The organism is Coleofasciculus sp. B1-GNL1-01, from assembly GCF_040220235.1.
Lineage (GTDB): Bacteria > Cyanobacteriota > Cyanobacteriia > Cyanobacteriales > Coleofasciculaceae > Coleofasciculus.
Genome location: NZ_JAVJTO010000119.1, coordinates 1 through 14,020 on the forward strand (window position 1 = coordinate 1; position 14,020 = coordinate 14,020).

Sequence of the window (14,020 nt, forward strand, 5' to 3'; positions counted from 1 at the left end):
AAGCGTGTAAGGTAGACCAGATAAGGGTTTCCAGCCATTTTTCGACCCAACAAGTGCCAGGTTTTTACACTATAACCGTCTTGCATCCTGGAATTTTCGCCGACAACAGCACCAAATTTTACCTCGACAGAGGGTCAACATCGAGCGAAGTCGAGATGTTAAAACCATTGCCCATTGCATATTCCACACCGAGCGTGTTACCGAGCGGAGTCGAGGTAAGCCGAGGTGTTCCCTATTGCCTCTCCCCACCACAAGACTTATTCAGCAGCCCCTAATTATTCCGTTCGTCTCCCAATTCTTACCTGGCTTCAACCTCCTAAGGTCGTAATTTTTTCTTTGTTCTTGAATGAATAAAATTGTAACCTATTGTATATTTCTCATCTATACACTCCTAAAGTTAGATAACTTATGCCAAAGATTTAGATTAAATCGAATTAGTACAACGCGGCGGAACTATTCAAACCCCATTAAATCTTGGCAAGACAAGCATTTTAAAATTTGAATTCCGTGCAGCGGTATGAGTTGATAATTTTTTAAAATCTCATGAAGCAGCAAAAAATGAATAGATACCTTATTCCTAGTTTAGCACTTGGGACATTCGTGTTGGGTGTGGGTCAAGCTCAAGCCGCCCAGGTGACAATTGATGATTTTAACACGGTTGATCAAAGTGTCGAAGTCCTGGGTAGTCCTGATACTATGGCGATGAACACTATGATGAATGGAGATAACAACATAATTGGTGGAGAGCGCAAGATCAAATTAACAATAGATGAGAATGAGTTTGACGACCCGGATCTGGGTGCGATTGTAAGCATAGTAGACGGTTTTGCAACCGTTAGCAACGATGCTGGAATTGAAAGTACAACGGTGTTTACATGGGATGGAACCGACACCAGTCCTCTGAATGCTGATCTAACTGGGGGAGGCATGAATCAGTTCTTCCGTTTAGATATTGACAGTGTCGATTTGACGGCAAAGCTAGCATTAGACGTGACAGACAGTGACGGTGATATGGCAAGCCTGACGAAGACAGGACTGAGTGAAGGGAGTGCTATCTTCAATTTCAATGCGTTTAACAATTTTGCGGCTACGGATTTCAGTAGGGCAGAATCAGTATCCTTGACAGTTGGAGGACCCCAAGAGGTTGATTTTGCGGCAGATTCTCTTGTTGCTACCGTCCCCGAACCCCTGACTATCCTGGGTTCAGGTTTAGCCCTAGGATTTGGTGGCTTGTTTAAAAAAGAGTATTCCAGAAAGCGCCAAAAAGCCCAGTCCAAGAATTAAGGCATGGACTAATTAAGTAATGTACTGGTTTTCTTGTCCTTAAGTTCCCCCATCTTCAACATAAGTTGCCCTAGCGCCAAAAACCGCGATCGCAACGCCTCCTAATAGAACGGCTGCACCCACTAATACAAAGCGTCCGGGGAGTTCCTGAAAAACAAGATATCCCAAACAACCAGATACAACAGGTTCCCATAAAATTGCTAGGGTAACCAGCGTTGGAGAAATCCAGCGCACTGCCCAGTTAAAGCTAGTATGCCCGATTAATTGAGGCAATACCGCCATAAGTAAAATATAAAGGTAAACAGCACGCGGATAACCCAGGTAGCCAACACCAAAGATTAAGGGTAAGGGCAACAAAACCAATGCGCCAGTGCTATAGGCGATGGCAATATAACTGCCAATTCCTAGACCACGCCGCTGGGCTTCTCTACCCAACAATAAATACAAACTGACGATCACAGCACCAATTAAGGCGAGACTATTGCCCAAGGTGGGATTAGAACTCACGTTAACCGTTTCTTGATCCCCTAATGCAATGAGGACACCGCCGATAAAGGCAATACCAATTCCCAGTAGGGTTAACCGAGAGGGTTTTTCCTTGAACCATAGCCAAGATAGCAAAGCTACCCAAATTGGGTTGGTGGTGACTAGAGTCGTAGAAGCGGCAATTGACGTGAAGGATAGAGACGTAATCCAGGCGGCAAAATGTAGGGCAAGACAAATCCCAGCCCCCACAGCATAATGGAAGGCACCGGGACTAAGCTGATTAGATCCTAGGTTGCGCCAAGTGGGTACTATTAATAAGGATGCCAGAGTTAGGCGAGAAGCTGACAGAAACAGGCTAAATCCAACGCCACTCAAGTCAGCCGCCGTATTCGCTAAACGAATAAAAATGGCGGCACTGGAAACTGCCAAGACACCAGCGACTAATACCAGTCCCACCTGCCACGGTAACGGTTGCTTGGACGTTTTCACGATTTTACGCTCTCTATCCAGTAATATCTTCCTTTGCTAAATTAACCATTATAGTGGGGGTATTTTAGCCGCATCATATTTAATTTTTTTACGTTTTCCCACTAAATGTGGTTGCTGAATCGACCCTGTAGACGAGTTTACTTCGTAAACATTAACATCAAACTGAACCTTGATTGGTTGATTTACTAGTAGCTATCGCAGTTTGATAGATAGAAATCATTTGAGTAATCTTGGCGTCCCAGTCAAAGTGTTGAATAACGCGCTGACGACCAGCTTTACCCATAGCACGGCGCAAGTCGGGTGATTTAGCCAAGGTTATCATTGCTTGGGCAAGCTCGTTAACAAATGTTTCTGGAGAGGTAGGGTTAATTAGTATTCCACAGGATTCATCAATATAATCAGCAGGTCCTCCCCAGTTAGTGGCAATTACTGGGATTTCTGTTGCCATTGCTTCTAGGACAACAGCACCACCGCATTCTCGCAAACTTGGCAGAACCAAAACATCTGACTCCTGTAATCGTTTGGCACACTCAGGCTGAGTCAACTTGCCGTAAAAGGAAACTGCATCTGTTAATCCTAAGCTTCTAACCTGTTGTTCTAAACAGTTTCTTTCCTTTCCACTGCCAACAATGTCTAAAAATGCTGGAGCCTGCTCTCTTACTTGCTGAAAGGCAAGTAACAACCACCTTACACCTTTCCAGTCTACTAAGTGACCAATAAAGATAAATTTGGTATAATTACGATTGCAGTTAGACTCACAATTAGGTTCCCACAGCGAAAGTTCTACACCGTTTTCTACCAACTCCATCACCATTCCTTGTATTTTGACAGGAAGGCAATTTTGGGTACGCTGATTGGCGACGATTAATATGTTCGCTTTTCGTTTACCGGGAAACCAAAAATTGAGTAAATCGGCAACAAAACGTCCTAAATTCATAGTATATTCAGCTTGTTTAGTTTGCATAAACTCAAATGAGGGAGGATAATTCATGCCACCATTCATTGGTCCAATAATTATAGGGACTCCTAAATTGAATAACAGGGATGGTTCTTTGGGAGAAACAGGATTAGGTTGATGAACAAGATTAATTTCATGATTTTGAATCAGGGTTTTCAAAAAATATTTAACTTGGTATTGAGTCACCATAAGTAAGATATACTTGAAGGAAAATTCATAAATTGCGCTTGGTACTATTCGTTTTAATATCCGAATTGATCTGTGTAAAAATGTATCCTCTATAAAATCTATAGTTTCCATTTCACCGGGAAATAATGACTGAAGTTCTTTTTTGTTTCTGCGATGAACCAATAACCAGGCTGGAATATTATACTTACGAAGTAAGCGAAAATAGTGGAGGGGTAGTGCGGCTTCACCACCCATCTTTAAAGAGGCGTTTTCGGAAACTATTGCAACTTTAATTTTTTCTGATGATTCTGATAATTGTGCCAAGCCCATAGCTCTATTATTTATTTTTTTAATAAGAAATGAACTATTGCATCTTACCACAAAAATGAAATAAGTCAAGTTTCTTCTACATAGGGGATTCATCTAACTTAGAGTAAAAAATGATACGATTTATCAAAAGTTTGGAAATAAACAGCGAGAAACAGGTCAAGGCTTTTCCAATTATGTCTATCACTACTCAATCCAATTGGTATGAAATTTATCGCAATAAACAAAAGATTTTCGATCTGTGGGCACCGAACTACGACCTGCTGTTTACCACAATTTTCTACCAAGCCGTTCACAAACGGTTGTTGGAGTACATAGAACTACCGGACAATCCGAATGTGCTTGATCTCGGTTGCGGTACGGGTCGATTATTGCATCGCCTTGCCACCCAGTTTCCCACTCTCCAGGGTACAGGAGTTGATTTATCTGCCCAAATGCTGCGTCAAGCCCGACAGCGCAATCAGCATCGACCGCGACTTATTTTCAAACAGGGAAATGCTGAGTCTTTACCCTTTGCTGAGGGTCAATTTGATGCAGTGTTCAATACCATTAGTTTTCTGCATTATCCTCAACCTCAACAGGTATTCTCTGAAGTGAATCGAGTTCTGCGACAGGGGGGACGTTTTTACCTGGTTGACTACATCGGTCGAACCAAAACAGTGACCCTTTCTATTCCCTTATTTTCTAATAACCTTCGCTTCTATAGTCGAGAGCAACGCGAACAATTTGGTCGGGTAGTAGGTATGGAATGCTTGGGGCATCATTTTCTTTTAGGACCCGTGATGCTAACGATTTTTCAACGCATTGGTTCGGCAGAGTGAACAGGGAGCGTCATCGCACTGTCTCTGGGGTGAGTTGGGAAGCGAAAATGTGGTATTGTCGGACTATCCGGGTAGGCAATCATATCTTGCTTTGCCGACTTAGCCTTAACCCGTCCTAGCGACTTATGATAAATAATGTCAAGTACTATTTAGGATAGCATGTTCACCAACCTTGCCCTAAAAGGGACAAGGATTGACCAAGCCAGTTTGGACAACGTAAGAGGTGAATAGCTTTTTGAGCCTAGTCCTGGTACAGACTTCCGAATACTTCCCTAGTTCGGACTATCTCTAAGCCTAATTGGTTAGGCGTTGGGTAATGCCAAGACATCTTGGACTAGGTGAGCGAAGGGACTTATTACAGGTTTTGCTGGTTCCTGGGATTATATCCATTTAAAAACCAGCATTTAATTGTAAAGCTGTCTTATAAAGACAGGGTTTGAGACCCAAAGGAGTTTCGATGAACCGGATCAGAAAAATTGGATTCTATCCTTTGCTTGTTTTAGCGACCTGCCTAGGCTCACTAGGAATCGACCTCCCGGCTGAAGCGTCTTTTTTTTATGATTTTGACTCCTCTTTCCCTAACCCCGATGCGGTTACCACCGGAGGATTGACCAGTCCATCAGGGTTGTCGCCGACGTTTACGACGAGTACAGAGAACGGCATTCTTACCTTAAGTGATAGTAAAAGTGCGAATAATGGGGGTTCCGTTCAAGGATTTTGGGGAATTACCGACCAGGTTTTCACAGATGTGAAGGTATCTGCTATCCTCAACCCAAGTGCTTCCACTGACGATCAACTCGTTCTCTTTGCCCGAGGAAACTTAAACACGTTTGATACTTATGCCGCTACAATTGATTTTTTTGATGGGGATCTATTGCTCAGTAAAGTTGTTGGTACTCAAGCCATTGTTTTAGATGAAATCGAGGGAGCTTTTAGTGATTTAAACCGCAGCTATTTTCTGGAATTTGAGGTAGTAGGGAATCGACTCACGAGTCGGGTTTTTGATAGTCCTGGTGGCACACAACTGTTTAGTCTGACGACGACAGATCCCCAAGAGAGTTTTACGTCCGGCGTTTCAGGAGTTGGTTTACAACTCAGTCCGACAGCGCTTATCAATCCTCTCAATGGAACCTTTGACAATGTAACTTCAGTTCCCGTTCCAGAACCGACGACATCAGGGGGTTTGCTGTTAACATTCGGTGTAGCGTCTTCTGGATGGGTTGTGAGGCACAAGTTGCAATCCCAAAAGACAAAAAGATGATAATTGGGGATGCCAATTTCGCTTGTCCGGCAAAAACTGTGTAACGCCTGTTATCTGTAGGGGTACGGCATTGCCCATGGGTGTCAACTTAAGCTCAACCCCCTCAGATCGGCAATTTTTTTGCACAAGTCAGGGATTCAGCGCGGGATATGAGACAATTCAACAAGCAGTCGGATTGTCCGAGCTTAGATTTATGTCCCACGAATCCTCAGAACAACTCAGTCTCTTTGACCAGTCAGGGCTGACATCTTCTACCCCCAGTGACTTCAAACCGGAGTTAATTCCGACGGATGCCAAGGTTCCGATTCCTCCTGGCACTTACGACTCCATGGAGTCTTTGGCAGCTCATTGTAACGTTTGTCAACGCTGTGAATTAGCCGCCACTCGCACCCATGCTGTAGTGGGGCGGGGTAATGTTCATGCTCCGATTATGATCATTGGGGAAGCCCCTGGACAAAATGAAGACGAGCAAGGTTTACCGTTTGTCGGTAGAGCCGGACAATTGCTGGAGAAGATTCTCGCCGCCGTCAAACTGGATAGTGAACGGGATGTCTATATTTGTAACGTGAATAAATGCCGCCCTCCTGGGAATCGAGTACCGACTCCTGACGAAGTTGCAGCTTGTAAACCGTATTTATTAGAACAAATTCGCTTAGTCGATCCTAAGATTATCTTGCTAACAGGCGCAACGGCGGTTAAGGGGTTAACGGCTGAAAAGCGCGGCATTACGAAGATTCGTGGCACTTGGATGGAATGGGAGGGGCGACTGTGTATGCCAATCTTCCATCCCGCCTACCTATTGCGGAATCCGTCACGAGAGCCGGGTAAGCCAAAGTGGTTGATGTGGCAAGATATCCAAGCAGTGCGAGCCAAATTAGATGAACTGCAATCCTAAAATGTTGTTTGGGGAACCCCGGTAAACGGTCATACAAAAAAGATGTGTTTAACTTTTATTCCATTTGGGTTTTGGGAGATTCTCGCCTAGAATTTCATGCAGTTTAGAAATAAGCAAAAGAACTCACCAATCCCTGAAGTTAATCTGATTCCTTTAATGGATGTGATGATGTCAGTGCTAACATTTTTCATTATCACATCAATGAGCTATACAGGTCAGCGCTTAGGGGATATTAATCTACCTGGTTTACCGGGTACTGGAACCGCTAGTGGTGAGTCAAATACTAGAAATACTCTGGTTATTGGCTTAAATCGCCAAGGCGAGATTTTAGTGGATAATCAAGTGATTACCGTTAACCAGGTGTCTGAAACAATCCAGTCATACCTAGAGCAAAATCAAAATGCTACAGTTGTTTTAAAGGCAGACCGAGACTTACCTTATGAAGATGTGCAAAAACTGTTAAAAGAAATGACAATAATTGGTGGCGATCGCGTCTCTCTTGCTATTGAACGTCGTTAAAACAATTTACATAATAATAACCGATAGGGGTTATCCGCCTACATCAATTAAAACTACCATTTTACTCAATTATAACGGGTCGCCCTAATCTCAATTATCCGTGACAGGATCATGTTTATTTAAATCGTTCAACGATGCGTTTTAGAACCCAGCGAACCCAATCATCAATACCGTCCATTCAATTAATCCCTATGCTCAATGTGATCATGGGAGTTCTAGCATTTTTTGTTATGACTTCCATGCTGTTAACCACTCAAGAAGGCGTCAATGTTCAACTCCCTAATACTGAAAATACTCAAACTCAGCCGCCGGAAAAGCCTACTCCTTTAATTATACAATTGAAGTCACAAGGACAACTGGTCATCGGTAATCAATCGGTCAGCCAAGAGCAATTGTTTGAGCAAATACAAACCTATTTATCCCAAAATCCTCAAGGGGCTGTTTTCTTGCAAGCCGATAGTCAATTGCCCTACGAGCAAGTGATTCAGGTATTGGCTCAAATGCGGGATGTGGGAGGCGATCGCGTTTCCTTAGCTATTGAGAGTGGAACTTAAATTTTTTGAGAAACTAAAAGGAAAAATCATCTAAACTAATAACGGCTGTTCCCGATTCATCTTGTGTGGGGATGAGTTGGATAAAGCCCTTAAAATCATTTTTTTCTACACTGTAAATTATCCCCTCTTCTCCCAAAGGAAACACTTGAGGGACTTTAAAGCCCTTTTCTTTAATTTTGCTTTCAATTTGATCGCCTAACTGTTCGGTAGCTTTTTCATAGACCGTTCCTAAATGATTATATTTACCGTCGCCTAATTTTTTCTTGACACCTTCACTTAATTCTTTTTCGTACTTACCTGCAATAATAATTTGTTCTACCGTCTCTTTTAATTCCCGCTCTTCGGCTGTTTCCGCTCCTAGCTCAGTTAAGTCAGCCCGGTCAAGTTGGGTTTCCGAGAGGAAAATTATCGTATTTTCCCCCTTTAAAACCAAGTGCAGATATTGAGATACATCCTCTTGAGACACTTGATAAACCTTAAAGTCAGGTTCATCTATACTCGGATTAGCTAGAGTATAATTGCGCTCAGGTAGTTCCTTGCCATAGTATTTAATCACCTGACCTAAGGGTTGCTGGATATGACGAGCCGATGTATCTGCCTCTCCAGTAAGTATACCTAACGAACCTATTGCCGCCTCTTCCGGAAACGGAAAATTTGTCAGGAATTTTTTCAGCGGATCTTCCACATTGTCATCATTGGTATCAATTCCAGAATTTATGGTCTGATCAGTAGTGTTGGTATTTTTTTCTTCAATCGTCTGAGTTTCATCCTTAGAACTAGAGGATGATAGAGAGGGTGACGATTGAGGATTTTCCAAAATTCCTGGAGAAAATTCAATCCTAGGACTGAGATCAGAAGTCGGTTGGATAGGGTCAGGAAATGAGTTAATCGTAGGTTGATTAGAAAAGGCTGAGACGAAAGAATTCGGTTGATTTGGCGTTGGACTCGTTTCCGCTTTGGGTTCCTCAGCGGAATTTACTGAAGACTCAGGTGATGTAGAAAGAGAAGGTAACTGTGTCACCTTAACTTGTTCTTCAGGTTCCGACGTTTCCCAGGTAGAAGGAACAGGTAGAATTAACACAATACCGTGCAACACCAAAGAAATCAGCAACACGGGTCGCCACACTATCTGTACAGGAGTCGGTAAGTTTTTCAGCAACTCAGGCGATTTCATACAAGCCTAGTTAAAAGCAGCAAGGATTTAATCCCAATTGAGTTTCATTTTGACATATTGGAACTGGGCGGATTTTCAGCCTGCTTAACCCATTTGTCGTATAAATCAGGGCGGCGTTCCCGGGTTCTCTGAATCTGTTGGTCTTTGCGCCACTGGTCAATCATCTGATGATTGCCCGATAATAAAACATCTGGAACGTGCCAACCGCGAAATTCAGCAGGGCGTGTCCACTGCGGATAGTCTAATAATCCGGCTTCAAAACTCTCTGATTTAAGGGATTCTACTTTCCCCACGGTTCCAGGACGTAATCTCACCACCCCATTAATCAAGGCGAGTGCGGGAATTTCACCGCAGGTTAAGACAAAATCCCCTAACGATACCTCTCGCGTCACTAACTGCAAGACTCGTTCATCGACACCTTCATAATGTCCACAGATGATCACAATCTGGTCATAACCCGTCGCCAACTCCACCAACAGGGGCTGGTTCAGGGGTTGTCCCTGGGGCGTCATCAGAATCACCTCTTGTCGAGGTAATCTAGGCAACGACTCCACCGCCGCAAAAATTGGTTCGGGTTTCATTAGCATCCCCACGCCACCCCCATACGGTTCATCGTCAACCCGTCGGTGTTTATCCGTGGCAAAATCACGAGGATTGATTAGGTGTACTTGGGCAATTTGTTTAGTCAATGCCTTACCCAGCAGTCCTGACGCCAGGGGAGAGGTAAAGAAATCCGGAAACAGTGTGACAACATCAAAGCGCACAAGAATTGGGTAGCTGTTAAGACAAAAAAGGGTCAACCTTAACCCATAGTATAAGTAATTATTGGTATAATTTGCCATGATGATGAGGAAACAGCCAATTTCCTCTGAACGGCTCAGTGTCGTGCGTGAGTCTTCTTTGGCAGCTAAACAAGTGACCATTTCCATCGATTCCTCGTATTTAGGCGGATGTAGAGTGCATCGGATCAAAGCCAAGCGCGATGGTGTTTCGTTGGGGAGAAGCTTGCCCAGGACAGCCTCAACCAGTAGTTGAGCTAGAGTCAAAATCGTAATAAAGTGACAGTTCTAGCCAAGCGCGATACTCAAGTATTAATTGAACTCACCTTATGCCCGAACTCGATATCGACAGTATGCTGCAGTTAGACTCTCAATTCCAAGCGACGACAATGCCTCAATCGACGAAAACCGCCATCATTGTTATTGGTGGTGCGGAAGATAAAGTTCATGGACGGGAGATCCTGCAAACCTTTTTTCGTCGGTCGGGTGCAGGTGAGGCGCGAATTGCGATTATTCCATCGGCGTCGCGAGAACCCGCAATTATTGGCGATCGCTATCAGCGGATTTTTGAGGATATGGGGGCTAAGGAGATTAAAGTCCTGGATGTGCGCGATCGCGCTCAAGGGTCGGATTCCTATTTACAAGAGTATGTGGAAACCTGTACGGGTGTATTCATGACCGGTGGAGATCAACTGCGCTTGTGCGGGTTGCTCTCGGATACCCCGTTAATGGAAAAAGTCTGTCAACGGGTACATTTAGGGGAGATTACCTTAGCGGGAACCAGTGCAGGTGCGGCGGTGATGGGTCATCACATGATTGCTGGCGGCGGGAGTGGTGAATCCCCGAATCGCTCCTTAGTCGATATGGCAACGGGTTTGGGGATTATTCCGGAAGTGATCGTCGATCAGCATTTTCTGAATCGGAATCGTATCGCCCGCTTAATGAGTGCGATCGCCATGCACCCGGATCGCTTGGGAATCGGCATCGATGAAGATACTTGTATCATCTTTGAGCGAGATGGTTGGTTACAGGTTATGGGCAAAGGAACGGTGACAATTATTGATCCCGGAGACGTGTCTCATACCAATCAGGTGGATATTGGCAGCACCGATCCCATTAGTCTGCATAACCTGCGAGTACATATTCTGTGCCATGGCGATCGCTATCATGTCTATAAACGGGCATTAATGCCCATCAACAGCTAATGTATAACGGCAAGAGCAGGGATGTAGAGACGTAGCATGGTACGTCTCTACGAAGGTCAAAAATTGCCAATCGTTTCCGCAAAATGTTCATAGTGAACAGTTTGATGGGGTTGAACAGTCGGAAACTAGATAAGATTTACCATCCACTCAAAATGGGTGAATCCTGTCTGGGTAAGAGTAAACGACTCCCCCGATTACGTGAAGGACTTTTGAGAACCGCGAAAATGTAGAGACAATCTAAGTCGCGACACTTGGAAGTCTACGCTCTAATCTGAAGATCCAGGGTAGGAGGATGTCACGTAATGTTACAGAAATTCCTAAAATAGACTTTGCACAATCCCTAATTTGTGTCTCCTTGCCGACATTGTGAACCATCCCCGATTTCATCACTAACTATGAGAATTCTAAAAATCCAGACATTACGCGGTCCCAATTACTGGAGCATTCGACGCCACAAACTCATTGTCATGCGTCTTGATTTGGAGGAACTCATCGATAAACCCTCCAATGTACTGCCGGGATTCTACGAGGGACTGGTAGAGACGCTACCCAGTCTGGAAGAGCATTTCTGTTCTCCGGGTGTTCGGGGTGGGTTCTTAAGTCGGGTCAAAGAAGGCACGATGATGGGGCATATTATCGAACATGTGGCGCTGGAACTTCAGGAACTGGTGGGAATGCGCGTTGGGTTTGGTCGGACTCGGGAAACTGGGACAGCCGGAATTTATCAAGTTGTTTTTGAGTATATTGATGAACAGGCGGGTCGCTATGCAGCGAGGGCGGCTGTGCGCTTGTGCCAAAGTATTATCGATACCGGAACCTATCCGCAACGGGAGTTAGATCAAGATTTAAAAGACCTCACCGAACTGGCTCGCGATGCGGCGTTAGGACCGAGTACCGAAGCCCTGGTCAAAGAAGCCGACGCCCGAGGCATTCCTTGGCTTCCCCTAAGTGCCAGAGCCATGATTCAGCTTGGCTATGGGGTGCATCAGAAGCGAATTCAAGCCACATTGAGTGATTACTCCGGAATTTTAGGGGTGGAATTAGCCTGTGATAAGGAAGGGACGAAGCAGATTTTGCTGGATGCGGGGGTTCCGGTTCCCCGAGGCGCAACGGTGCTGTATTTGGACGAATTAGACAGCGCGATCGAGTATGTGGGCGGTTTTCCGATCGTGATTAAACCCCTGGATGGTAATCATGGGCGGGGGATTACGATTGACATCCGCAACTGGGACGAAGCCGAAAAAGCTTACGATCGCGCTAAAGATATTTCCCGGGCGGTGATTGTGGAGCGCTATTATCCCGGCTTTGACCATCGCGTCTTGGTGATTAACGGCAAAGTTGAAGCCGTCGCCCAGCGGATTCCGGCGCGTGTGATTGGCGATGGTAAGTCCACGGTTGAGGAACTGATTGAACGGACGAACCGCGATCCCAATCGAGGAGAGGGTCATGATAACGTCCTGACGAAAATTATCGTTGATCATACGAGTCTAAGTGTCTTAGAACGTCAGGGTTATCGCTTGGATACGGTTCTCAAAGAGGATGAAGTCTGTTATTTACGGGCAACGGCGAATCTAAGTACGGGGGGTGTGGCAATTGATCGGACGGACGATATCCACCCGGAAAACGTTTGGTTAGCGGAACGGGTGGCGAAAATTATTGGTCTGGATATTGCTGGCATTGATATTGTCACGCCCGATATTACCCAACCTCTACGGGACATTGACGGCGTGGTGGTAGAAGTGAATGCTGCACCAGGATTCCGGATGCATGTCTGTCCCTCGGAAGGCTTACCGCGCAATGTCGCCGCCCCGGTGATGGATATGTTGTTTCCTCCAGGACAAGCCAGTCGGATTCCGATTCTGTCGGTGACAGGGACAAACGGGAAAACGACCACCACTCGCTTACTTGCCCATATTTATAAGCAAACGGGTCATGTGGTTGGCTATACCACCACGGATGGGATTTATATAGGCGATCATCTGGTGGAAAAAGGAGATACGACTGGACCCCAAAGCGCTCAAGTAATTCTCAAAGATCCCACGGTTGAGGTGGCGGTATTGGAAACCGCACGAGGTGGGATTCTGCGATCGGGGTTAGCCTTTGATGCCTGTGATGTGGGCGTTGTCTTAAATGTCTCGGCAGATCACTTGGGCATTGGTGACATTGATACCCTTGACCAGATGGCGCATCTTAAGAGTGTAGTGGCTGAATCTGTGAGTCCAGCCGGTCATGCCGTTCTCAATGCTGAAGATCCGCTAGTCATGGCGATGGCACAGCGGGTCAAAGGGCATGTGGCATTTTTCTCCATGAATCCCGACAACGAGGTGGTGAAAGCGCACACCCGACAGGGGGGTTTGGCGGCGGTGTATGAAAATGGCTACTTGTCCTTAATCCGAGGCGAATGGACGCTGCGGATTGAGAAGGCGGAACATGTCCCGGTGACCATGCGGGGAATGGCACCGTTCCAAATTGCCAATGCTTTAGCCGCCAGTCTCGCCGCCTTTGCTCAAGGGGTTCCGATTGAGGCAATTCGTCATGCGTTGACCACATTCCGGGCGTCTGTGGCGCAGACACCGGGACGGATGAATTTATTTAACCTGGGTGAGTATCATGCCTTAGTGGATTATGCCCATAATGCTGCCAGTTATGAAGCTGTGGGCGGCTTTGTCCGCAATTGGTCTGGGGAACGGGTTGGCGTCGTTGGTGGACCAGGCGATCGCCGAGATGAGGATTTCATTAACCTGGGACGACTCTCGGCGGAGATTTTTGACCGGATCATTATTAAAGAAGATGCGGATTTACGGGGGCGTCCTAGTGGTGACGCGGCGGAGTTGATTCGCAAGGGAGTTCTGGAGACGAATCCGGATCAGGATTATGACATTATTCTCAATGAAACCGACGCGATTAATACGGCGTTAGACGGCGTGACGTCCGGTGGTTTGGTGGTGATTTTCCCGGAAAAGGTGAGTGATACGATTGGCTTGATTGAGGAACGACGCCCTCTACCAGAGAATGGCTATCAGCCTGTGGGTGAGACTCAAGTGGATTTAAAGCCATCGGTGGCGAATCCGAGGTGATGGGAATTTGAGTTGGTTGGGCA

The 14,020-nt window shown here is 45.5% G+C and carries 12 protein-coding genes; 8 read left to right on the top strand and 4 right to left on the bottom strand.

The window, feature by feature from the left end:
- Positions 1 to 558: 558 nt before the first annotated feature.
- Positions 559 to 1,284, top strand: a complete 726-nt coding sequence (locus RID53_RS28885; RefSeq protein WP_446391379.1) for a PEP-CTERM sorting domain-containing protein — start codon at positions 559 to 561, stop codon at positions 1,282 to 1,284.
- A 39-nt stretch (positions 1,285 to 1,323) separates the two neighbouring features.
- On the opposite strand, the gene RID53_RS28890 is transcribed toward RID53_RS28885, so the two are convergent.
- Positions 1,324 to 2,259 (bottom strand): DMT family transporter, encoded by a 936-nt coding sequence (locus RID53_RS28890; RefSeq protein ID WP_446391380.1) that lies wholly within the window; start codon positions 2,257 to 2,259, stop codon positions 1,324 to 1,326.
- 157 nt (positions 2,260 to 2,416) lie between these two features.
- Positions 2,417 to 3,784 carry a glycosyltransferase family 4 protein gene (locus RID53_RS28895; RefSeq protein ID WP_446391381.1) on the bottom strand — a complete coding sequence of 456 codons (1,368 nt, stop codon included), beginning with the start codon at positions 3,782 to 3,784 and terminating at the stop codon, positions 2,417 to 2,419.
- A 104-nt stretch (positions 3,785 to 3,888) separates the two neighbouring features.
- Between RID53_RS28895 and RID53_RS28900 the strand changes: the two genes are divergently transcribed.
- The 5 genes from RID53_RS28900 to RID53_RS28920 all read left to right on the top strand — a co-directional run bounded on the left by RID53_RS28900 (position 3,889) and on the right by RID53_RS28920 (position 7,762).
- Complete coding sequence (locus RID53_RS28900) at positions 3,889 to 4,533, top strand: class I SAM-dependent methyltransferase (RefSeq protein WP_446391382.1); 645 nt, start codon at positions 3,889 to 3,891, stop codon at positions 4,531 to 4,533.
- Positions 4,534 to 4,990: 457 nt separating this feature from the next.
- A complete protein-coding gene (locus RID53_RS28905; protein ID WP_446391383.1) occupies positions 4,991 to 5,794 on the top strand; it encodes a hypothetical protein in 804 nt (267 codons plus the stop codon).
- Positions 5,795 to 5,987: 193 nt separating this feature from the next.
- Positions 5,988 to 6,689 (top strand): uracil-DNA glycosylase, encoded by a 702-nt coding sequence (locus tag RID53_RS28910; RefSeq protein ID WP_446391384.1) that lies wholly within the window; start codon positions 5,988 to 5,990, stop codon positions 6,687 to 6,689.
- A gap of 96 nt (positions 6,690 to 6,785) precedes the next feature.
- Positions 6,786 to 7,208, top strand: a complete 423-nt coding sequence (locus RID53_RS28915; protein WP_446391385.1) for an ExbD/TolR family protein — start codon at positions 6,786 to 6,788, stop codon at positions 7,206 to 7,208.
- Positions 7,209 to 7,342: 134 nt separating this feature from the next.
- A complete protein-coding gene (locus tag RID53_RS28920; protein WP_446391386.1) occupies positions 7,343 to 7,762 on the top strand; it encodes an ExbD/TolR family protein in 420 nt (139 codons plus the stop codon).
- 13 nt (positions 7,763 to 7,775) lie between these two features.
- On the opposite strand, the gene RID53_RS28925 is transcribed toward RID53_RS28920, so the two are convergent.
- Together RID53_RS28925 and trmD are read right to left on the bottom strand one after the other, a co-directional pair.
- The gene (locus RID53_RS28925; protein ID WP_446391387.1) at positions 7,776 to 8,936 is read right to left on the bottom strand and encodes a hypothetical protein; all 1,161 of its coding nucleotides are present in this window, start codon (positions 8,934 to 8,936) and stop codon (positions 7,776 to 7,778) included.
- Between the two features lie 44 nt (positions 8,937 to 8,980).
- Positions 8,981 to 9,700: a tRNA (guanosine(37)-N1)-methyltransferase TrmD gene (trmD, locus tag RID53_RS28930; protein WP_446391442.1), complete on the bottom strand. Its 720-nt coding sequence runs from the start codon at positions 9,698 to 9,700 to the stop codon at positions 8,981 to 8,983.
- Positions 9,701 to 10,068: 368 nt separating this feature from the next.
- On the opposite strand from trmD, the gene RID53_RS28935 reads away from it, so the two are divergent.
- Both RID53_RS28935 and cphA read left to right on the top strand, forming a co-directional pair.
- Positions 10,069 to 10,920, top strand: a complete 852-nt coding sequence (locus RID53_RS28935) for a cyanophycinase (RefSeq protein WP_446391443.1) — start codon at positions 10,069 to 10,071, stop codon at positions 10,918 to 10,920.
- A 395-nt stretch (positions 10,921 to 11,315) separates the two neighbouring features.
- The gene (cphA, locus tag RID53_RS28940; protein ID WP_446391388.1) at positions 11,316 to 13,997 is read left to right on the top strand and encodes a cyanophycin synthetase; all 2,682 of its coding nucleotides are present in this window, start codon (positions 11,316 to 11,318) and stop codon (positions 13,995 to 13,997) included.
- The last annotated feature ends 23 nt before the right edge of the window (positions 13,998 to 14,020 follow it).